General features: G+C 38.0%; 18 protein-coding genes. 15 read left to right on the forward strand and 3 right to left on the reverse strand.

Going from position 1 to position 21,530, the window contains the following annotated elements; all coding sequences use genetic code 11:
- Positions 1-47 precede the first annotated feature (47 nt).
- From I6N95_RS18610 to I6N95_RS18620, 3 genes are all read right to left on the reverse strand, one after another.
- Positions 48-905, reverse strand: a complete 858-nt coding sequence (locus tag I6N95_RS18610) for a DegV family protein (protein WP_209530844.1) — start codon at positions 903-905, stop codon at positions 48-50.
- A gap of 15 nt (positions 906-920) precedes the next feature.
- Positions 921-1,463: a DUF1836 domain-containing protein gene (locus tag I6N95_RS18615; protein WP_209530845.1), complete on the reverse strand. Its 543-nt coding sequence runs from the start codon at positions 1,461-1,463 to the stop codon at positions 921-923.
- 187 nt (positions 1,464-1,650) lie between these two features.
- Complete coding sequence (locus I6N95_RS18620) at positions 1,651-1,839, reverse strand: hypothetical protein (protein ID WP_209530846.1); 189 nt, start codon at positions 1,837-1,839, stop codon at positions 1,651-1,653.
- A gap of 252 nt (positions 1,840-2,091) precedes the next feature.
- Here I6N95_RS18620 and I6N95_RS18625 point away from each other — a divergent pair, with 252 nt between their 5' ends.
- From I6N95_RS18625 to I6N95_RS18695, 15 genes are all read left to right on the forward strand, one after another.
- The gene (locus tag I6N95_RS18625) at positions 2,092-2,718 is read left to right on the forward strand and encodes a pentapeptide repeat-containing protein (protein WP_209530847.1); all 627 of its coding nucleotides are present in this window, start codon (positions 2,092-2,094) and stop codon (positions 2,716-2,718) included.
- A gap of 342 nt (positions 2,719-3,060) precedes the next feature.
- On the forward strand, positions 3,061-5,658 hold the full coding sequence (locus I6N95_RS18630) for a MucBP domain-containing protein (RefSeq protein ID WP_209530848.1): 2,598 nt from the start codon (positions 3,061-3,063) through the stop codon (positions 5,656-5,658).
- 125 nt (positions 5,659-5,783) lie between these two features.
- On the forward strand, positions 5,784-6,074 hold the full coding sequence (locus I6N95_RS18635) for a WXG100 family type VII secretion target (protein WP_209530849.1): 291 nt from the start codon (positions 5,784-5,786) through the stop codon (positions 6,072-6,074).
- 69 nt (positions 6,075-6,143) lie between these two features.
- Entirely contained in the window at positions 6,144-9,404 is a 3,261-nt protein-coding gene (esaA, locus tag I6N95_RS18640; protein ID WP_209530850.1) for a type VII secretion protein EsaA, read from the forward strand.
- A complete protein-coding gene (essA, locus tag I6N95_RS18645; RefSeq protein WP_209530851.1) occupies positions 9,401-9,862 on the forward strand; it encodes a type VII secretion protein EssA in 462 nt (153 codons plus the stop codon). The genes esaA and essA overlap by 4 nt, the downstream gene beginning before the upstream one ends.
- 4 nt (positions 9,863-9,866) lie before the next feature.
- Positions 9,867-10,142, forward strand: a complete 276-nt coding sequence (locus tag I6N95_RS18650) for an EsaB/YukD family protein (RefSeq protein WP_209530852.1) — start codon at positions 9,867-9,869, stop codon at positions 10,140-10,142.
- A complete protein-coding gene (essB, locus tag I6N95_RS18655; protein ID WP_209530853.1) occupies positions 10,129-11,358 on the forward strand; it encodes a type VII secretion protein EssB in 1,230 nt (409 codons plus the stop codon). Before I6N95_RS18650 ends, essB begins: the two co-directional genes overlap by 14 nt.
- 2 nt (positions 11,359-11,360) lie before the next feature.
- Complete coding sequence (essC, locus tag I6N95_RS18660) at positions 11,361-15,869, forward strand: type VII secretion protein EssC (RefSeq protein WP_209530854.1); 4,509 nt, start codon at positions 11,361-11,363, stop codon at positions 15,867-15,869.
- A 17-nt stretch (positions 15,870-15,886) separates the two neighbouring features.
- Positions 15,887-17,035, forward strand: coding sequence for a hypothetical protein (locus tag I6N95_RS18665; protein WP_209530855.1), 1,149 nt, complete (start codon positions 15,887-15,889; stop codon positions 17,033-17,035).
- On the forward strand, positions 17,028-17,309 hold the full coding sequence (locus I6N95_RS18670; RefSeq protein ID WP_209530856.1) for a TIGR04197 family type VII secretion effector: 282 nt from the start codon (positions 17,028-17,030) through the stop codon (positions 17,307-17,309). The genes I6N95_RS18665 and I6N95_RS18670 overlap by 8 nt, the downstream gene beginning before the upstream one ends.
- 14 nt (positions 17,310-17,323) lie before the next feature.
- Positions 17,324-18,739 carry a T7SS effector LXG polymorphic toxin gene (locus I6N95_RS18675; protein WP_209530857.1) on the forward strand — a complete coding sequence of 472 codons (1,416 nt, stop codon included), beginning with the start codon at positions 17,324-17,326 and terminating at the stop codon, positions 18,737-18,739.
- 2 nt (positions 18,740-18,741) lie between these two features.
- Positions 18,742-19,191, forward strand: a complete 450-nt coding sequence (locus I6N95_RS18680) for a hypothetical protein (RefSeq protein ID WP_209530858.1) — start codon at positions 18,742-18,744, stop codon at positions 19,189-19,191.
- 438 nt (positions 19,192-19,629) lie between these two features.
- Positions 19,630-20,052 (forward strand): DUF5082 family protein, encoded by a 423-nt coding sequence (locus tag I6N95_RS18685; protein WP_209530859.1) that lies wholly within the window; start codon positions 19,630-19,632, stop codon positions 20,050-20,052.
- A gap of 18 nt (positions 20,053-20,070) precedes the next feature.
- Complete coding sequence (locus tag I6N95_RS18690; protein ID WP_209530860.1) at positions 20,071-20,547, forward strand: hypothetical protein; 477 nt, start codon at positions 20,071-20,073, stop codon at positions 20,545-20,547.
- Positions 20,534-20,914: a hypothetical protein gene (locus I6N95_RS18695; RefSeq protein ID WP_209530861.1), complete on the forward strand. Its 381-nt coding sequence runs from the start codon at positions 20,534-20,536 to the stop codon at positions 20,912-20,914. Before I6N95_RS18690 ends, I6N95_RS18695 begins: the two co-directional genes overlap by 14 nt.
- The last annotated feature ends 616 nt before the right edge of the window (positions 20,915-21,530 follow it).

A 21,530-nucleotide genomic window follows, 5' to 3' on the forward strand; every position in this document is an offset into this window, starting at 1 on the left:
CGCCAAAAAGGCTGAACAGGACCACTGTTCAGCCTTTTTTTTTGCGATTAATCCGTTCGTAATTGGACGCCCATGCCGATGACGCCAGGTCCGGTGTGAATCCCTAGAGCCGGGCTAACTTCGTCAAAGAAAAAGTCCTTAATATGGGGCAGACGAGCTTTAACGGCTTCTGCAAATTCCTTCGCTTCTTCAAGCGAGTTGCCATAAGCAACACCAATATCGTAAGAAGTGTGGTTGCCGATAAATTCTTCTGCCACAAGGAGCATCTTATCAAGACTGCGTTTTCGTCCCCGAGCCTTGCTGACAGTATGGTATATCCCATCAGGATTACAAGAAATAACCGGATTCAAATTGAGGGCTGTGCCTAAAATGGAAGAAACCAATCCGATGCGGCCCCCTTTTTTTAGGTATTCTAATGTAGGAATACTAAAAAACACGCGGGTGTCGATCACATTTTTTTCCAATTTTTCTTTAAGCGCAGGTAAATCCAAGCCCTCATCGATCAGCCGTTTAGCGTAAACGCCTTGCAGGCCGCCACCAATCCCAATATTTTTAGTGTCGATCATCAAGACCTCTAATTGAGGATAGTCCTTGCTCATTAATTGTAAAATATTGTGAGTGCCGCTTAAGCCACTTGAAATCGTGGAGATGACTAACTTTTTATACCCGTCGGCCATAATTTGATTGAAGACATTATGAATGGACTGGCCATCTGGCAACGACGTAGAGGGGATCTCCACACTCAAACGGTCGTAGATTTCTTTTGAAGTAATGGTCACTTTATCAATATAAGTGTTATCTTTGTAAATCACATTTAAGGGAATGACGTAGACACCGTCTTTTTCTAAAATAGAAGGAGGGACATCCATCCCCGAGTCTACCAAAAGTGCAATTTTCTCTGTCATAAGTATATACTCCTTTTATATCGTGTTGTTTGCTTTGTTTTTTTCTAAAGTCTGTAAGGTATTTTCCGCCACTAATTTTGAAGTTAACGCGATCGTCGCCATTTGGATGGGCAAAAAGTTAATGTCAACGACGTTCAATTCGAACTTTTCTGTCTGATCGTCCACTAAAAAAAGTTGAATGGTGTCTTCCATCTGAGTGCAAAATTGGTCGTAAGCTTTTTGGTAATCGCCGCTTTCTGTCTGCCAGTTGATTCCTAGCTGGACGATCGGCAAATCAAAGGCTTGTTTTAAAATCGTGATAATCACCAGGCGAGCTAGATGACGTTGGTTGTATTTTTTCTTTTCAGGTGGTGGAATTAGTTTTTGCTTGACGTAGTTATTCACCATTGCCGGTGTCAGTAAAGGATCAGCTTGTTGATCGACTTTAAAAGGGCTGGTGTAACGCACGACTAAGGTAACGAGCTGGTCCATATAAATGTCAATGTCAGGAAGTTCCTGCCAGCGAGGTAAATGAATTTTTCTTAAACTGTCTTGCCAATTGTTTTGAGTATTGTCCATAAACATCTCCTAAACTATTTCATCTAGTCTTTAAAACTATATCACATAATTATCGATAAATAAAGAAAGGCGCTTTCATTCTGATGCGTCTTAATTGAAAGTTAAGCTTTGAACGAGCGTATCAGGGGAAGGTTGTTATTTAAAAGCATGAAAAAAAGCAACTGTTGCCAGTTGCTTTTGTCACTACTTATTTGCCGCCAAAAAAGCCTTTTACTTTGTCGATCAGTCCGTCGGCATTATCGCCAAACAGTCCGGATAATTCGTGGGCCTTATCACCAAGTTCGTCTTTATGCTCTTCAATAAATTTTTTAGCTTCTTCGAATTTTTCGGAACTGATTAAGTCTTTTACCTTAGCAACTAATTCATCAACATTCATAATGCTCAACTCCTTCTTAAATGTACCTAAATCATATCATGAGACCGTTTTATTTGACAAATTAACTGCCCTGAAAAATGTTATTTTATTTAAGGTTCCTTTGGTGTGAGACCGTTGGGTTTCGGGTCAGGTTTGTTGCTGCAAGGGAGTGGCACTGTTAATAGTAGTAAACTCAAGATTATGCAAGTTTTTTTAGCGAGATGATGATATAATGAGTGGCAATGAGAAGTAAAATATGAAAGGTGGCAGGCAATGGATCAACCGAGAATTCCCAACAGTTTAAGCAAGGTGAGCTTCAGCACGCTCTTAGAGATAGAAGACCCTGAAATTTATCAATCTGACCTTTCTCAAGAAGTCTTTGAAGAGATTACCTTGCAACGCCTCCAAATCGCTCAGAGTCGTTTTAATAATTTAGCAGTGCTTAATAGTAATTTAGAAAAAATTGAGCTGATCGATGTCGTTTTTACCAATTGTGATTTTTCAAATTCTGATCTTTCTAAATGTTATACCAATCGCGTTAGATTTGAGGGGTGTAAGTTTTTAGGGACTAAATTTCCTGAATCCTATTTCAATCATACGGTTTTTAATGAGTGCAATCTTTCTTTGAGTATGTTTGAAGGGAGCATGCAACAGACAGTTACGTATGAAACGTCTAATCTGGAAGGGGCGGACTTTTATCAACAAGGGTTTAAAGGCGTGGCTTTTCACGGCTGTTCATTGGAGTCAGCTAACTTTGAAGGCACACTGCTAAAAGGAATTGACTTCAGCAGTAATGATTTCGCGCAATTGACTGTTGACTTGGATAAAATGAAAGGCGCGACTATTAGTGAAGAGCAAACCCGCCTCTTTATCAATAAGTTAGGAATCAAAGTTAAATAGAGATAACTTGACGGCGAGAATCATGGCCGTTTTTTTACTTATTTTTGTGCGAAAAGAGATGTTTAAATAACATTTTTTTATCATTTGTTTGATTTTATCTTAAGAGATCCGTCTATTAAGTAAGATATTTTGCAAAAAGATCGTTTTATGAAAAGAGTCACTTGGGATGAAGGATCAGCGAGGGTTCCTTTGTTAATCGGGTGTTACTTGTTAAAATGGTTGATAAGAGTGGTAAAAAAAACATCTTTGCTCAAAAAAAAATGGCAAAAATGATTGTAAAACGGCCCTTTATATATTATTATTAAGATTATAATAATTATTATTAATAAAGGAGCAAGACTTTTGAAAAATCATGGTTTAGCGAAATTGTTTACAGGGTATTTTATTCTCAGCTTGATATCCCACCCTGTTTTAACAATCGCCAGCGAAGTGGCTGCCGACGATTCTGAGAAAATTGAAGCGGTGGAAACAAGTGCCACGACGATTAGTAGTTCAGAACAGGTGCCAACAGAGGAGAGTTCTCAAGTAGTGGAGCCTCCTGCTGATAGTGGGATAGAATCAAGTAGTGCCTTGGTTGAAACGCCAGCGCCTCTCGAAAGTCAAACCGAAGAGAGCGCCGCGCCGAAAAAGAAAACCAAGAAAAAGCAGCAATCAGGTATTTCAGCGACAACTAATCAGACGGGAATTGCTTTAGACAGTACTAATTTTCCCGATCCAGAATTCCGAAATTGGGTGATTAATTGGCTGGATAACGAGTACTCTTACGGAGATGTCATCGATTTTGATGCTAATATTTCACCGGTAGCGCGAATAGAGTCAAGCGGTATCAAAGACTTAACAGGTATTGAGCATTTTGTTAATCTGAAGGAACTCTCCATTAAGATTTCCGGCTATAAAGACTTAGACGTCAGTCAACTCCTTAACTTGGAGAAATTAACGGTAGACAAAGAGACTAATGTATCATCTGTCACATTTGGTGAACAACATGTTTTGAAAAATGTCTCTATAATGAACTCTAACCTGTCAAAGATTGATGTTAGCAGTCTGTCACACTTGGAAACATTGAATCTGATGGGCTCAAGTATTTTATCAGAAGTTACCTTAGGGCAAAAAGACTATTTAACCGAGTTAAGTTTAACAGGCACGATCATCAAAGGTTTAGATGCTAGCGCCAGCCCTAATTTGAAGCAGTTGGAATTAGAAGGTGTGGCTAGTTTAGCAACCTTAAGTTTGGAAGATAATACGAAGATTGAGCGACTTATTTTATCGGGGACCTCATTAGAGGAATTGAACGTTGCCAATGCAACGAACTTAACCCATTTGGATGTCTCTAACACAAAAATAACCGATTTGGACGTTCAAGCAACAACTAAATTGACCTACCTAAATGTTTCTAAAACGCCCCTTAAAGAGTTGGATGTAACGAGTACGGTGTCGTTAATTGAGTTGAATGCATCAGAGACCCCTGTGGCGGTGCTGGACTTAAGCCAAAATACCAATTTAACCAAATTGGTGGTCAATAACACGAAAATTAGTGGATTAGATTTAGTTAAAAATGGCAATTTAATCGAAGTTCAAGGGGAAAATAGCGCTCTGACCTCTGTCAATGTTGCCGATTTAGGAAGCCTAAAAACCTTGAAGTTAGCCGGCAATCCCAAGCTTGCAACAGTAACCCTTAAAGGGAATACCGCTTTGGAAGTTGTGGATTTATCTAAAGCGATGGTTGAGAAAATTAGTTTGAAACAAGAGATCACCCCTAATTTGAAGGAATTGATCTATAAAGACGGCGGTGTTCACAGTGTGTCGATCACTGGCTTGGCGCAATTAGCGTTGATCTCCATGAATGGCAGCAAAGAGTTAACCAGTGTCATGATTGATGGCGCACCGTTGTTAAAAGAGATTCTGCTGGAAACAGCCAATGAACTTAACAGTGTCACCTTGGATGAGGTGCCTACACTGGAAAACTTAAGAATTACCAATCACCAGTTGAAGAAGATTGACTTGACATCAGCGCCCAACTTAAAAGTACTTAATTTAAGAGCGGGACTTTTAGAAACGCTAGATCTAAGTACTAATGAGAAATTAACAGATGTCAACTTGAATGATAACAAACTCTCTTATTTAAACACGGAAAAGAATGTTAACTTAGTTAACTTCCAAGCCGAAAAACAAGTACCAGCCATGGTGGTTGAATGGAAAAACAATGCTTGGGAAATCTCCTTTGCCGGAAAAGTGCCAAAAGAAGATTATAAAAATATCATTTTAAACACGGACAACCTTTCCAATCGATTGGTCTGGGATTCTGAAAACGGCATTGCTCGTTTTAATGGGTTTGGAGACGGAGCACCAACCGCTTTGGTTTATACGTATCAAACGAGTCATCCAACAGAAGCCTTGGTTAGTGTCAATGCCAAGTTAACGCCGAAAGAGCAATTTGGCAAAGTGACCGTTAATTACTTTGATCAAAAGGGTAACAAAATCACTAGTATCGAATCAGATGAACATATTGGTAAAGTGGGCACTGAACTTAAACTGACCCCTAAAAAAATAGATGGCTACACTTATGTAAAATATGAGTACATTGAACCAGCTGTTCTTTCATTGCGGAGCTTGCCTTATACGGCCGTATCTAATCCGACGATTTCTTATAAGCAAGGGGTAGGAACAATTAACTTAACTTATCAAGCTAATAATGCGCCAACTCCTGGTGAAGAGGAGGAAGAGGAAGATGACGGTAGCACTGGTGGGTCTGGTGGCAGCTCAGGAAGTGGCCTTTCTACTAAAGGGACAAACAGTGGTTCCAGTAAATTAGGTTCAGGGAGTTCATCTTTACCTAAGACCGGTGAATTAGTTGCTGAAAGTGTCATGTGGGTAGGAACCAGTATTTTAGGCTTGATGGTGCTGATTATGCGTAAAAAGAGCATTAGTGAACGATTATAAAAATATGGTTTTTTAAATCGTCCAATCAAATGGAAATAGAACAATTAATAATAAAATCGTATTGTAAAAGTTGTTTATATAACATACAATAAAAAAGTAACAAACTAAAATTTGGAGGTACGGAAATGAGTCAAATTAAATTAACACCAGCAGAACTAGTAACATCCGCAGCAAAATATAAGCAAGGGTCTCAGAATATCACTGACACTTTGCAAATGTTAACACAAGAACAAGATGTTATCAGAGACAATTGGGATGGTGCAGCATTCAGAAGCTTTGATGAGCAATTTCAAGCTTTAACACCAAAAATTGTTGAGTTTTCTCAATTACTTGAAGACATCGATGCACAACTTAAGAAAGTTGCGGAAATCGTTGAACAAACAGATAGAGACATCGCAGCACAAATTAATGGCTAGTTAAACCGAAAAGGGGAGGGAGAGTGTTCCCTTCCCTTTTTAATTTTTAGTCTTAAAGAGGGATGAAAAGTGAATAAAAAGAAATTTTTTTCTGGTGTGAAAATAATTCTGTCAATTTCGATACTACTTTTTTTATTCATTCAATTGAACCGAGAAGTTCAACAGAGTGAACAATTACAAGAGAAGCAAGCCAAAGAAGAAATAAAACTTAATGTGGCGCTTGTCAATGAAGATGAAGGAACAATGCTAGGGGAACAAGAAATCCAACTAGCTGCTAACTATATAAAGAAAATTGAAAAAGATGAGGCTCACAACTATTATGTGGTCAGCCGTGGGATTGCTGAAAATGGTCTGAAAAATGATAAGTATCAGTTGATGATCATCATTCCAAGTAATTTTTCTAATAAATTATTGTCAATTCAAGAAAGCAATCCTGAGAAATTAAACATTAATTATAAAATTAATTCAAATGGTAATGCGGAAATTGAAAATGAATCCAATAAAGTGGGAACCAAGATTGTCAGCGATTTAGATAAGCAACTAGTGGATATGTACACCGCTAGTGTGCTGGATAATCTTTATAGCGCGCAAGTAAATATTGGCAAGGTTGCCAAAAATCAAGAAGAGTACGTGGCCAACTATAAAAATAATGTTTTTCAGCCGGCTGTTGATTTTCAAAACTATTTGCCAGCCTTGGTCAGCCAATCTTCCAGCGCCAGTGATTCCAACGATTTATTAACCAAGACCTTAGAATCTTACACCGATAGCTATGGTTCGTTTATGGAGTCACAAAAAAGTTATGACACTCAGTTAGAAGAACTGTTGGCAAAACGGGCCGAGGATAAGTTGACTTATGAGGAGTTTTTAGTGGCCCTAAGTGAGATGGACACGACGATTTTAAGCAATGAAACAGACGCCATGTATCAAGAACTGCGGACATTGGATATTTTTTATCAGACGAATCTAGGCAATAATTTAACGCAAGATGCCTTGATAACCCAAGTTGGTGATATCAAGCAAAACTTCATGGCCGTTCCCAATGAAGGGGAGACACCTGCTACAGAGGACTTGTCATTAGTCAAGCAGATTGAAAAAGGCAAACAACGCCTAGATGTGGACGAAGCAACCATTAAAGCACGTTTTACCGAGCAAATGTTAACGTATTTTTTTGGTGGCAATAGCAGTGGCAATGAAGGCGAAGAAGCGAAAAAACTCACCCTTAAAACGCTGTTTGAAGCAGATGAAACGGGGATTAAGAGTGCAGCGGCTAATGAAGAAATTAAAGACATAATCAATGCTTACAAAAACTTTAAGCGAGAACAACACGATAAAGAAACGAACAGTCAGGCACAGTCCTTACTCGATTTAGAGGAGATTTATAAGACCCTCCCCTTTGACCAAGTGCCACCAATCACTGGCAGTCAGCTGACGGTGGAGGAACGGACGGAACTTGACAATGCCATCAATCAAATCAATTTGAAAATTGCTGAGATTGAAGAGAAAACAGGTGAGCCATTTCCGCGAGATTATGATGCTGATTACTTAGGAGTATTAGAAACAAGCTTGGCTGATTATGACGAGATATCTGGCCCTAGCAGCAGTCTCTTGGACGGCGAATATGAATTGATGTTTACCATTCCGGGCTACGAAGGGGTGACAGGCTACCTGTCCTTTCCTCCCTACGTGACAATCACAAGCATGGAGGTTGGTCCGGCTTATACCCCAGTGACCGATCCAGTTAATTTTAAGTTTGTGTTAGTAGATCCAATTAAACCGACCGAGGTCGATGTGCGAGTGAAATACAAGCTCACCGATTTACCAGCGATTATCGACGCCAGTGCCAACACGGCTGATGAAATAAGCATTTTGTTTCGTTTGTCTAGTTCGGCTATTGATCCGGCATTTGGTTATGACACGGTGGTTTCCGCTAAGATGCCAGTTGACTATTCAGTGGTTCATTCAACCGAGTATTTATCAGCACTGGCAACGGCTTCGGCAGAGAAAGCCAAACTGTTGGAATTGTACCGCAAAGTTCAGTTGGTCTTTGACACGGTGGTCGTGGATAAAATTGACGACACGATCAGTGAAGAATTATTTACCGAAGAACTATTTAATCAAAGTGTGTACAGTATGATGGAAGACTTGATTTATTATTGCTTTAAAGAAGAATTTGCCGAGCAATTAAAAGTATTTCAATATTTAGAGGCCAAAGCGGGCAGCATTTCGCAACAATTCGGTTCTTTGGATGTCCGCTTAGGCGAGATCAACCAAAATACCTTAGCCCTTCAGAAAAATGTCTCGTCTCAATTGGATAACCTTGAGCAAATCAGAACCTTATTATCGACAGTTCAGTCCAGTGAATCAAAAGTCAGTTCTGTCAATGAATCGACGGATATGAGTATCAGTGCCAATCGAGAAACCATGGCGAGCTTGTTGGAGACCAGCCAAGGGATTAAAGAATATTCTGAAAGCAATATTAAAGAATCAGAGTCAGTGAAAGACGTCTTCACGCAATTTAACACAGAAGTTGAGACAGCTGAACAAACCAGCAAGGACTTGGCGGACAACGCCAACAGCGTGTTGGACAAGTTTGAAGAAGAATTAGCCAATAACAATAACTTTTATGGCACCTTTGCCACCGTCATGAGCCAAGCTCAAAAAGATGGTGTGCCAAACGAAACCTTCTTGAAATTTTTAGCTAATCCAATCACAGCGACTCAAGAGTCGACAGTTAAATCGGCAGAAGTCTATAAGCCTTTTACTTGGATCTTAATGTTGTTTGCCGTTAGTTTATTTACGGCGTATGCCTTTGCCACACAAAACTTAGGCGAAAGAGTCAAACAGCTCTTTGAGCGGGATCGTTTGTGGATTTCTGATAATATTTTGAATACGGTCTTTGTGATTGTTTCAGGAGTTACCTTAGGCTTAATCTTCAGTGTCTTAAGTGAAAAAGCACTGGGCATCTCACAAGAAGAAACCTTATTGTGGGGCGTTGTGATCACCGCGATCATGTTAATCTTTACCTTGCTTAACCATTTCTTGATCAAACAGTTGAAAATCTTTGGTTTAGCGATCAGCTTATTCCTGTTGACCAGTTATGTCTTTTTAACAAGTGCAGTAGGAAAAACCTCTGCTTTAAATGAGTTTGGGGCATTTGTCAAAACGATCAACCCTCTGTCTCAAAGTGAAACCATTTTGATGAACTTTTTCTCTAAGCAGTCCATCAGTGGCTTTACAATGGTTCTTTTAGCCTTGGTGATCCTTGTGGGCATTATCTTAAACTTGGTGATTTGGCATTCACGAAAAGGAAAGCAGGAGGCCCCAGAATGAAAAAACTCATGATGGCCTTACTGTTAATCACCATATTACTAGTTGTTCATCCAGCGCAAGTCAATGCGCTGGATGAGGTAGAAGAAAATAATTTGGAATTAAAAGTCGAACGAATTGAATCAGATGGTAACGAGAAAAGAGTTACCAATCAAAAAAACAATGAAGAACTGTTTAACGAGCAAAACATCAAGAAATTAGCAGAAGCTAAAAAGCAAGAAGAACAGGAAGTCGCCGCAACCAAACAATCTCTTTTTACACAAGAGGCGGTGTTGCTTAAAGCCCATGATCAAAAGGACTTGTTTCAAACTGAGACAAAGCAGTATTATGTAGGGGAATCTCAGAACAGATTAAGAGAGAGTGCGAAAGACACCGAAGTAAGTGTTTCCTCTTGGTTAGTTGGCTTAGGAATTGTCGTCGTTGGAACGACAGGTGTCTATTTTTATATGAAGAAGAGGTAAGCATATGTCAGGGAAAGATGAGCATATCAATGTAACGTTAAACTATCAAAACGGCCAATTACCAGCAGTGGATTTAAGAATACCGATCAAAATAAGCATTCACCAGCTGATTAAAGAAGTCAATAAAATATTTGGTGTGGAGAACATGACGCACAAATATCAAATTAAAGTGAAAAATAAAGGGATTTTATTGGATGAAAACCAAATCCTAAAGAACTACCCCGTAACCAATGGCGATATTATTGAAATTTTGGAGGAAGCCACCCATGACAAAGATTAGTGAGTTTGAATTTGATAAATATCCTTTTACTATAAAAAAAGAAGCAACCAGCTGGGAATTGACCTTAAAGCAAAGCGAAGTGCTGGTCCATGATGAAAAGGACTTGGCGATTTTAACCTTGACCAACCGCCAATTTTTACCTGCCAGTTTTCACTGGGAAGAAGACAGTGTTACCTTTACCTACCAAGTCGCTCAGGATTATCTGGACATTGAAGGCGTCAAAGGACAAGAGAGAGGGCAAAAATTGCGGGCTCTGATTAATTTAGGCGAAGTCAACGAATTACTGGCGCTACCCGTTAGCTTTTTTATCCATCCGGAAAATGTCTTGTTTGACAGCAACCTGATGCCAAAATTGGCCTATCGGGGCTTAAGTGACAAGATGCCACCGAAAGCGACCACTGAAGAAGGTTTGTTGAGACAATACAAGTGTTTTATTCTAGCCTTAATGGAAGAGAAAAAGACCTTTACCGAGCTTTATGATGGCAACCTTGACACCTATCGTGGCAGCAAATTTGCCAAGGCAGTGCTAGAAGCAACCAATTTCGAGCAGTTGATTGACTATTTAAACGTGGTCTACCAACAAGAAGTGACAGATGATAAAAACCGCATGCGCAAAGTCTCAAAACGCCAGTACCGGATTTACCAGCAATTGTCGATTTGGTTTGGTATTTTGGCAGTCGTGTTGGCAATACCAGTTGGTTATTTCCTATTTTTCAGAGAACCCTTTCAAGCGAAGGTTTTATCAGCAGATACTGCTTTTTTGAAAAACGACTACGAAGCGGTCATTAGCACCTTAGAGCCAATCGACACCCAATCAGTGCCTTATTCGCAAAAATACACCTTAGCTTATTCTTTTGTTCAAGGGAAAGACTTTTCTGATAAACAAAAGACGATTATTTTGAACAACATCAGTTTGAAATCTGACGAAGAGTATTTAGGCTATTGGATTGAAAATGGCCGTGGGAACTTGGATGAGGCCTTGGACATCGCTAAGAAGTTAGAAGATTCCGATTTAATTTTATACGGTTTGATGCAAAAAATTGAACAAGTTAGAAACGATTCGAATTTAAGTGGCAGTGAGCGGGAAGAACAAATCGATAAGTTTGAAAGTGACTATAAAAAATACGATGAAAAACGTGAAAAAAGTTTGAACCCTGAAGAAAAAGCAACAGAAGGTCAAACAGACGATACCACCGAAACGTCTGGAGGCAACTAACGATGACGATGATTTTAACCCTTTATTTAGATGGCTTTCGCTATCAAAAACATCTGGAGACTGACCATAGTTATCAGTTAGCCAAAGACATTTTAGTGACACAAGAAAAGAACCACACAGCCTTAGCTGAATGGGAAGTGACCTATGAAGACGGTTGGTTGCTAAAGTCCAAGGAGCAGTCTTTGAGCTTAAGCGAAAACCTAAAACAGGTCTTTCCTGAGACCAGCTTAGGCGAGTTGGCGTTTTGGTTGACAGCGGCCACACCTTTAGAAATTTACGATACCTTAGGTCAAACCGAATTACGAATTGGCAGCGATCAAGGGGCAGACGTCAGTCTGGCTGATGACAGCTTCCATCTCTTGTTGACCCAACAAGCGACGGGCTGGCAAGTCACCAATCTTAAGGAACAGTTATACTTGAATAACAGCTTGGTCAACAGCTCTCAGTTTAGCCTGGAAATGGGCGATGAATTGGCTATCGGCAGTTACCTGATCAAAGTCTTTGAAAAAGAACTGCTGATTTCAAGCAACTTAGTCTCTCACAGTAGCTTGAGCCAAGTTTTTACATCACGCTATATCACTTATGCGGATTATCCTGATTTTCACCGTTCGCCACGGATTATTTACCGTGAACCGGAAGATGAAAAAGCGGTTAACCCACCACCTGAAGAGATCAAGAAACCAACCGATCAATTGTTAAAAACCTTAATTCCACCGTTGATTATGTTTATTATGACCTTGGTAATGGCCTTTGTTATGAAGCGAGGGATCATGGTAATTGCTACGGCGGCTACGACCTTAGTGACGATTGTCTTTTCGATTACTAATTTTATTAAAACCCGTAAAGACTACAAACAGAATGTGATCGACCGCCGGGAAAGCTATGAATTGTACTTAACCCTCAAATCAATGGAACTTCATGAATTAAATGAAGAACAAAAAGCGGGCCAATTGTATCACTACCCATCGATTGAAGAGTTAACTGAATTGGCTAAAACCTATAATCACCGGATCTACGAGAAAACACCCTTGCATTTTGATTTCTTGTATTACCGCTTAGGTTTAGGGGATGTGCCGAGCTCTAGTCAGATCAAGTATTCAAATGCCGAGCGGGAGAAAAAAGGCGATGATCTGGAAGAACGTGGCTTTGAACTCTATCAAAAAAGTTTGACGGTCACCGGGATGCCTTCGACGGCTAATTTAATGAATGGCCCGGTTGGCTATATCGGTCCGCGTAAATTAGTGATCGAGCAGCTGCAACTACTAGTCAATCAATTGGCTATGTTCCACAGCTACCACGATTTACAGCTGGTGACGATTTTCCCAGAAGAAGAATTGCCAGAGTGGGAGTGGATGCGCTGGTTGCCACACGCTTCCTTACAAGAGATGAACGTTCGTGGCTTTGTTTACAATCAACGAAGTCGTGATCAAGTTTTAAACAGTTTGAACCAAATCTTAAAAAACCGTCAAAATACTTTAAATGAAGAGAAAAGTAAACGGGACAGCACGATTTTTTCACCTCACTATGTGGTGATGGTGACTGACGAAAAACTGATTCTTGATCATGTGATCATGGAATTCTTTACAGAAGATCCGTCAGAACTGGGCTGTAGTGTGATTTTTGTCCAAGACGTCATGAGTAGTTTGTCAGAAAATGTTAAGACAGTTATCGACATTCGCGACCGTAATACTGGAGTTTTAGTCTTAGAAGAAGGCAATCTGAAAAGTGACACCTTTGAGCTGGATCACTTCCCAGCGAACTGTGACAAAGAAGAATTGCCACGTTTGTTGGCACCCTTGAATCACTTGCAAAATCTTAAGAGCAGCATTCCTGAGACCGTCACCTTTATGGAATTATACGGCGTGGAGCGCTTTGAAGAATTAAATGTCTTAGCACGCTGGGCGGAGCACTCCCCGCATAAGAGTTTAGCCGTGCCTTTAGGCTTACGTGGGAAAGACGATATCGTCAATTTAAACCTTCATGAAAAAGCCCACGGACCTCATGGTTTGGTGGCTGGGACGACCGGTTCAGGTAAATCGGAAATCGTTCAAAGTTATATCATCAGTTTAGCCGTCAATTTCCATCCTTATGACGTGGCATTCTTGCTGATTGACTACAAAGGCGGAGGGATGGCCAATTTATTCCGTGATCTGCCTCATTTACTAGGAACCATCACCAACTTGGACGGGGCTCAAAGTATGCGTGCTTTGATTTCGATCAATGCCGAACTAAAACGACGTCAACGCCTGTTCTCAGAGAACGATGTCAACCACATCAATCAGTATCAAAAATTATACAAGAGTGGCGACGTTAGCGAACCGATGCCCCATCTTTTCTTAATCAGTGATGAGTTTGCGGAGTTGAAGTCGGAACAGCCAGAATTTATGGCAGAACTGGTTTCCACCGCCCGGATTGGTCGTTCCCTAGGGATTCACTTGATCCTAGCGACGCAAAAACCATCTGGGGTCGTTGATGACCAAATTTGGAGTAACTCGAAATTTAAATTAGCCCTCAAAGTAGCCGATCGTTCTGACTCTATGGAAATGTTAAAAACCGCTGATGCGGCGGAAATTACCCAACCAGGTCGCGCTTACTTGCAAGTCGGGAACAATGAGATTTACGAATTGTTCCAAAGCGCTTGGAGTGGTGCCGATTATCAACCAGATAAAGACGATCAACAAATTGAAGATCATACGATTTACCGTATCAATGACTTAGGTCAGTACGAGATTCTCAGTGAAGATTTAAGTGGCTTGGAAGATGTGGAAGATGTGAAACAAATTCCCACCGAGCTGGATGCTGTCGTAGCTGGGATCAAAGAAATTGTAGAAGAACAAGCCATTGAGACCTTACCAAGTCCTTGGTTGCCACCATTGCCTGAGCGAGTGTATCTACCTGACTTACAGGAGATTGACTATCAAGCGAACTGGCAAGGGGAGAAACAAGCACTAGTGCCAGTTTTAGGCACGATTGACTTACCAAGTCGTCAAGCTCAGGAAACCCTGGCCATCGACTTAAGTAAAGACGGCCATCTAGCCGTGTATTCAAGCCCAGGTTACGGGAAATCCAGCTTTATCCAAACGATCGTCATGGGACTGGCCCGGATTCACAATCCTGAGCGCCTCCACGTCTATCTATTAGACTTTGGAACCAATGGCCTCCTGCCATTACGAGCCCTGCCTCACACGGCAGACAGTATGACCGTTGACGACGAAGAAAAAATCGGCAAGTTTGTCCGCCGGATGGAAGCCGAAGTCAAACGCCGTAAAAAACTCTTAAGTGAGTACGCCGTGGCCAGCTTAAGCATGTATGAAAAAGCCAGTGGCAACGAAGAACCGATCATCTTCTTACCAGTCGATGGTTACGAAGGCATTAAAGGCAATAAGTTTGAAGAAGTCTTGGAAAAAATGATTACTTCCATCGCCCGTGAAGGTGCGGCAGTGGGGATTCACTTACTGATTTCAGCTGGTCGTCAATCGGCGATGCGGGTGCAGTTACAAGGCAATATCAAAGTTCAAATCCCGTTAAAACTCAACGATGACAGCGAACCACGTTCCGTCGTTGGTCGAACCGATCTGATCATTGAAGACATGGCCGGTCGTGGTCTCTTTAAAACAGAGGATGGCGCGCAATCAATCCAAGTGGCATTACCTAATCGAGGGGAAGACCCATTGGAGATCATTGAGGGCATTAGACAAGAAGCGAAAGAGATGGCGGAGTATTGGAATGGTGAGTTACCAGAGGAGATTCCGATGGTGCCGGAAGTGTTGTACTTTGATGAGTTTAGGAAGAATACACGAGTGGAGAAAGCTGTTGAAAATGGAATGATTCCGATTGGATTAGATTTTGAACAAGTTGATGTCGTTTCGAAATCACTAATTGATTATCCTCAATTTGTTGTATTGGCACCAAGTTATGAACGTGTCACAAGAAGTATATTGAGTATGCAACGATTTATGATGATGAGTGAAAAATATGATTATATTATTTTTGATAATCAAGATGGGGACTTAATAGAATTTAGCGCTAGTGCGAAGGGATATTCTTCAAACAAAGACGAGTTTATGTCAATTTGTGAAGATATTTTAGAAATCATTGAGGATCGCGAAGATGATTTTGAAGATATGAAAGAGGATGGCGAGATTAATACTAGTAAAGAATTCGTGAATTCTATTAACTCAACGGTGATAGTAATTCCAAATATTTCGTATTTCTTAGTTGATTTGAGTGCTGAATTGGAAAAGAACATTGTCACAATTATTCAGAGAGGTGCAAAAGTAGGTGTGTGCTTATTATATGGTTCAATTTACAATGCTGTAAGCGGGTATGGTGAATTTAGTAACATACTTAAAAAAGTTGATAAAGGACTTGTGTTAGGTAAAGTAAGTGATCAAAATCAACTTAAAGCGTCAAATGTTGGGTATAGGGAACCAAGTGTGGATGACACAGAAGGCTACTTTGTAGAAAATGACTTTGCAGAAAAAGTTAAAATTTCATTGGTAGCAAAATAAAAATGAAGGTGATAAGCATGGCAACAACTCATTTTAAAAATTTAAATATAGTAGTAAATCAACAAGAGTATTTAAACCAAGATACATATGTTACACTAGCGATTTCAGGTGGTTTCTGTACTAAGGAAATATATTTGGTAGACGATAAGAAGAGAGTGTTAATAAATCAAGCTAGTTCTTTAGTATTAGGCGTAATGGTAAAGAAAAAATTTAAAGAGGTAACCGGGAAAAGATTGAGAGTAACGGTTAATAAAAATTCCTTGTCATTTACTTTAAAAACGAAACCTAAAAAATTTGATGATTATATTAGCCAATTATTGAAAGTGATCTATTCAGAGGCAATACTAGATGAGGAGCTTTTTGAGTATGCAAAAAAGAAGGTCCAAATAGATTTTGGAAAAAGGTACGGTGAAGCAAAACTAAAAAGTTACTATACAATGTTAGAATTTTCTGAACAGAATAAGCAATTTAAATTTGCTGGCCTAGCTGAGGATATCAAAGACATAACATATGCACAATTATTAAATTTTAAAGAGAATATGGTTCAGCTTGAAAACAGCAGCCTATTTGTGAATGGCTACATAGAAAATGAATCTGAGAACATTGTTCAATTTATCGAAAAAAATTCTAAAGAAACAAATAGTATTCAAATTGTTATACCTGAATATGACCCGTATTTAGAGATGGACAGTCATTTATTTAAATTTGATACTGTTGATTTTGAAATGGGATGTATCAGATTAAATTTTATAGGTAGTACTATCACTCTAGAGGAGAGGTATTTGTTGCTCAATTTTATAGGGGTTATGCTATTTGGAAAAGATATAGAATTGAGTATGGATGTTTTTGATACGAACATTACTTATATTAAAGCACCTTTAAAGGAGTATAAGTTTGAAATAGAAAAAATATTACTAAGTGCAGACATTGAGAAGTTAAAAACAAAGTTATTGAGTATGCATAATTATACGTTAGTAAATAAACCTTATGTTTTTAATAATCTTTTTTCCAATTTAACGATGAATCATGTTGATTATACAGCTTACTTATCACTTCTTATTGACTGTGATAAAGATAGTATAGCCACATTGTATAGAAAATCAAATATCAAAATTACAGAAGCTCATGAACTATTAAGAGAAAGAGAGTGGTCTGCTAATGTCTAATGAGAAAATAAAAATCGATGCGCGAGTTCTGGATGGTGAAATTGCTAGTGCTCAAGGTTCAGCTAGCGAAGTGCAAAGTATTAAATACGAAATTGAAACAGATCAAATCATATTAACTAGCATTGATAAATACAAAGAAAGCATAGCCTTACTAAATGAGTCGATTCAAAGCTTTGCTACACTGTTAGATAACGATGTTAGAAATTTAGAGGCAATTAAAGCTGAATGGTTAAAATTAGATCAAAATATGGTTAACAAGATTTTTACTAGATAGAGAGGAAAATACATATGCCTAGATTAGTAAATAATGAAATAGCCCAAATTCTTTCAGATGTAGCTAAAAGTGAAGAAAAAGCTTCAGATGCACTTTACAATCATTTTAAGTCTATGACCAAGATTATTGGAACAGATAGTTTTAAGGGAGGTGGGGCGGAAGCATATAAGACATATATAGGTGATGTCAATATCAATTATTTAAATACGTTCTTGAACTTAATAAAAGAAGTAACTACATCAATTACTGAGATTCAGAAGACTTGCATGGAATTTGAGTCTTCTGAATCAGGTATAGTAGGATCAGGCACTTTGGAAAATGTGCAAAAAGAATTAGGTACAAAAAAAAATGAATTTGTAGATTTGAATTCAGAAATTGAGCAGTTAAATGTGAAGGCGGCAGAACATATTACATTAAAACAAATAAGTAGTAGTGATGTGGAATCAGATTTTGATAATGCAGTTAAGATAACTGAGACAATTAGTAAAGGATTATCCACGACTAATAGTACAGCATTAACAACTGCGGAATCTTTGTATCAGCGGATTTCAGAGGTGAAAAATGCAATAAGTAAAATTTCAAATGATTACCATGCAAATGGTAGAATTGATTATGATAAAGTTTCTCAAATCTCTAAAGAAGGTTGGTATACTGTTGAGACTCCAGTGGCATTAATGGAAAAAACATCAAATGATCCATATGGATATGAAGTTTTTGGTGATGTTGGAGCAGAATCACAATGGGCTAGAGGATTAAGTAATGATATATATGGTTCTTTTTATGGTAAAGCTGTAGAATATAAATTGAGAGTAGAATCAGGTGATAACTATTTAGGTGGAGAAGCTTTCTTCAAAGGGCTTAGTGCGGGGGGATACGGACAATTAACGAAGTACTTAAAGGGAGATGCAGAAATCAGTGCTCTTTCAGCCAATGGTAAATTAAGAATGGGGTTCAATGATGATTATAAGGGAGCTTCGTTAGCGGCAGATGCCCATTTCGTTAAAGCATCGGGGTCATTTGTTTTAGGATCAGATAATTTTAATGCTTATGCCAAGGCTGAGGCAAGTTTAATGTCTGCTGATGGACATGCTGATTTTGAATTTGAGGAAGACCGTTTTAAAATTGGTCTGGGTGGCAATGTCAGTATGGCCGACGTGAAAGCATCATTAGGTTTTTCTTTTTTAGAATACGATAATGGAAAAAAAGATAGCGAGGGGAATAGCAAAGGTAATTTATTTGGCATTCAAGCTGCTCCCAAACTGGATGCAGGAGTTGGTGCAGAAGCTTCGTTATCAGGAGAGAAAGCTATGAGTTTTGGTCCAGTTGATGTTAATGCGGTAACGTTAGAATTAGGTGGTTCTTTGGGGCTTGGTTTAAATATAAAAGTTACGCTCCCCATACCAACGTTAAATTTAGGATGGGGGTTGTAAGAATGATTAGAAAAAGTTGCAAAGTATGGTGGCTTTTCTCAATATTCTCATTTGTATTTGCGTATTCAAATCCATATTTAGGTGCATTAGCATTCCCTAACATGATCGCTTGTTTTTTTGATTTTGTTCTTTATGTTTTATTGAAAGGTCATTACAATATTCTACAAAAAAAAATAAAAGAAGGGAATCATGTGAATAAACTTAAAAAAGCCTTCAATGTTGAAATTATGGGATTCATTGGTATGAAAGTTTTCATTTTAGTGTGTATTATTTTTGGAACAGTAGTTCTGATTGTAAACAATGTGGAACCCAAAAAAATATTAGCACCATTTTATTTCAACTTTATTGCTGAAAATGTTGTTTTACAGACATTTTGTACAGTTTTTTCTTTGATATGTGCTATTTCGTCTTGTGTTTTATTCATTGTCTATGCAAGATTACATAAACAATAACGAAAGGAATTTAATAGGTAATGAAAAAGCTAATACTACTATTTTTAGTGCTAATAGTGAGTTTGCTATTAAATCCTTATATTGGATATTGGGGCTGGGGAAGTTTATTTTTGATTTTGCCGTATACTATTTATATGGTAAATTTATTAGTTTTAAAAAAAATGGACTCTTCTGATAATGTGATTGGAAATTTAGCCAATCAACAATTAGTATTAATTAATAGCCATGTTTATCAATTGCTTTTAAAAATAATCACTGTAGTGATTGGATTAATGTTGATTGTTTTTTATGTATACCTCACATTAATAAGTAAAGTGAATTATTATTCGAGCTCCACTGAGAACGAATCTGTTATTAAACTGATTATCAGTATAGTGTTAATCAGTTTAATAATAAACTTCGAGTTGCGAAATATTAACACTAGAAAGGATGACTGTAATGGGACTACTAGAAGAATTAAATAAGAGTCTTCGAAATTATAGAAAAAACTTAGAAGTTGAAAGAGGAAAAGTAACAGAGTATCAAAAAAAAGTTGACGATATTGCCGAAATTTATGAAGCAATGAAAGAAAAAAAGAAGTTAATGACAGAACAAAAAAAATCCGTTAAAACATTTGTATCTGAAAATCATGTTTATTGGAAAGGTAATTTATTAACAGACGATTATCAAAAACCAGTAAAAAGTGGATTAGTTAACAGTGGTTATACAACAATAATTACAGATATAGATAACAATTTGGATGAGTTGAGAAATAAAAAGACGGAGTATGAAAATAAAATATTATCATCTAAAGGAATTATGGGGAGCATAGAGTCGAGTATAAATTCTTTAGGGAACTCTATTGCCAAATTATTAAATTAAATAAAGGGGTGCTGGGTTATGAAAAAAGAAATTAAGATAGGTCTATTTGACTCTCATAAAGAACAACTAAATATTCAAGCAGTTGTAGATGAAGTAAAAGAGATACAAGACTTTTTTGATGATGTAAAATTTGATTATGAAGAGAATACGATCAATTTTGTTTTTCTGAACGGTCAGTATTGTCATGTGAAAAGGACTATTTTAGTAAGGGGAGTCATAGTGAATCCAACAGTTGAGGATATAATTGGAATTCAAGCCAAGTTGAAATTAAAATTCAAGTATGAAGATGCACAAATTGCAGTAGCAACTCTTGATTTTCCGCAAGAATTTATTGGTCGACTTAAAAGCGGCACAGGAAGTTTATTCCATTTAGAGATACCTGTTAGGGGGTTAGAAAGTGATAAAAACTTTAAATATAGTGATATTGAAGGGCGATTAGAAGATGTTGAGTTGTTGAAAATAAATTCAATAGGAGAAGTTGATGAAAAAGAATAAAGTATATATATACGTAGCATCATTGATAGTACTGGCACTTTTTTTAGTAGGCTGCAGCGTTTCAGATGATTATCAAGGAGAATGGTTTGCCTTGGATGGAACTAATAGTGAGGTAATAATAACTATTGATGAAAAAAACTTAATCTATGAGAAGACGAAGCATCCGCTAAAACAAGTCGGTGTAGGGACTGAAAATGGAATGAAGTATTATAAAATTAAACTTGACGATGAAAGTTTTATTTTGGTTTACCCTGAAAAAGAAAATGAAAATGAAGCCGTAATTATTAAGCCAAATGATGAAGATAGGCCGTTAGAAGGGAAGATTTTATTTAAAATGAATCGAAAAGAGTATCCAAAACAAAATTAACTGACGCTGATGTCTATAGGTTGTATGTTTCAATTTTACCTAGCTTTCAACTAAATAGTGTGTTGAAGGTTGGACTAAGATTGAACTTTTTCTTTTTATATTAAAAGAAATTTTTTGAAAGATGGAGTAATCAAACAGCGTGAAGGACTTAGAGTTTTACAAAGTAGATGTGTCAGGTGAGTTTTGAAGAGGCTACGGAATTAACGGGCTATTTTGTATATCATTCTACAATGTTTGTGAGTTCTGTGTTGGAAAACAAAGTCAAATATGTTAACTTTTCTGATAAAAAGTACTTAAAAGCGAGCAGTCTATATTTGGGATGACGCCAGTATTTTCAGAGCAAGGTGATATGTATTTTGAGAATTATATTAAAGATGAGGAAGTAGTACGTGATGAGTATACTCAACTGGGAATAAACTTAGTAGACAAAGGTTTTAATGTGAGTGAGACACCACCTAGTGCTACAATTTTTGTGAAAATAGACAAGAAAAACCGAGGCTGCTGAAAAACGAATAGGTTTCTTTCGTTTTTATCTTTAGAGATAAAATAATAAGGGTCCAATCCCTGATTTTGGGATTGGAACCTTATTTTATTCTCTTTTATTCATTCATCAGAG

The organism is Vagococcus allomyrinae (assembly GCF_017829975.1).
GTDB lineage: Bacteria > Bacillota > Bacilli > Lactobacillales > Vagococcaceae > Vagococcus_D > Vagococcus_D allomyrinae.

Coding starts and splice junctions, on each gene's coding strand:
- I6N95_RS18670 (WP_209530856.1), top strand. CDS start 17,028: ATGTCTAATGAGAAAATAAAAATCGATGCGCGAGTTCTGGATGGTGAA.
- I6N95_RS18625 (WP_209530847.1), top strand. CDS start 2,092: ATGGATCAACCGAGAATTCCCAACAGTTTAAGCAAGGTGAGCTTCAGC.
- I6N95_RS18675 (WP_209530857.1), top strand. CDS start 17,324: ATGCCTAGATTAGTAAATAATGAAATAGCCCAAATTCTTTCAGATGTA.
- essA (WP_209530851.1), top strand. CDS start 9,401: ATGAAAAAACTCATGATGGCCTTACTGTTAATCACCATATTACTAGTT.
- I6N95_RS18650 (WP_209530852.1), top strand. CDS start 9,867: ATGTCAGGGAAAGATGAGCATATCAATGTAACGTTAAACTATCAAAAC.
- I6N95_RS18665 (WP_209530855.1), top strand. CDS start 15,887: ATGGCAACAACTCATTTTAAAAATTTAAATATAGTAGTAAATCAACAA.
- I6N95_RS18680 (WP_209530858.1), top strand. CDS start 18,742: ATGATTAGAAAAAGTTGCAAAGTATGGTGGCTTTTCTCAATATTCTCA.
- I6N95_RS18685 (WP_209530859.1), top strand. CDS start 19,630: ATGGGACTACTAGAAGAATTAAATAAGAGTCTTCGAAATTATAGAAAA.
- essB (WP_209530853.1), top strand. CDS start 10,129: ATGACAAAGATTAGTGAGTTTGAATTTGATAAATATCCTTTTACTATA.
- I6N95_RS18695 (WP_209530861.1), top strand. CDS start 20,534: ATGAAAAAGAATAAAGTATATATATACGTAGCATCATTGATAGTACTG.
- essC (WP_209530854.1), top strand. CDS start 11,361: ATGACGATGATTTTAACCCTTTATTTAGATGGCTTTCGCTATCAAAAA.
- I6N95_RS18635 (WP_209530849.1), top strand. CDS start 5,784: ATGAGTCAAATTAAATTAACACCAGCAGAACTAGTAACATCCGCAGCA.
- I6N95_RS18615 (WP_209530845.1), bottom strand. CDS start 1,463: ATGGACAATACTCAAAACAATTGGCAAGACAGTTTAAGAAAAATTCAT.
- I6N95_RS18610 (WP_209530844.1), bottom strand. CDS start 905: ATGACAGAGAAAATTGCACTTTTGGTAGACTCGGGGATGGATGTCCCT.
- I6N95_RS18620 (WP_209530846.1), bottom strand. CDS start 1,839: ATGAATGTTGATGAATTAGTTGCTAAGGTAAAAGACTTAATCAGTTCC.
- I6N95_RS18690 (WP_209530860.1), top strand. CDS start 20,071: ATGAAAAAAGAAATTAAGATAGGTCTATTTGACTCTCATAAAGAACAA.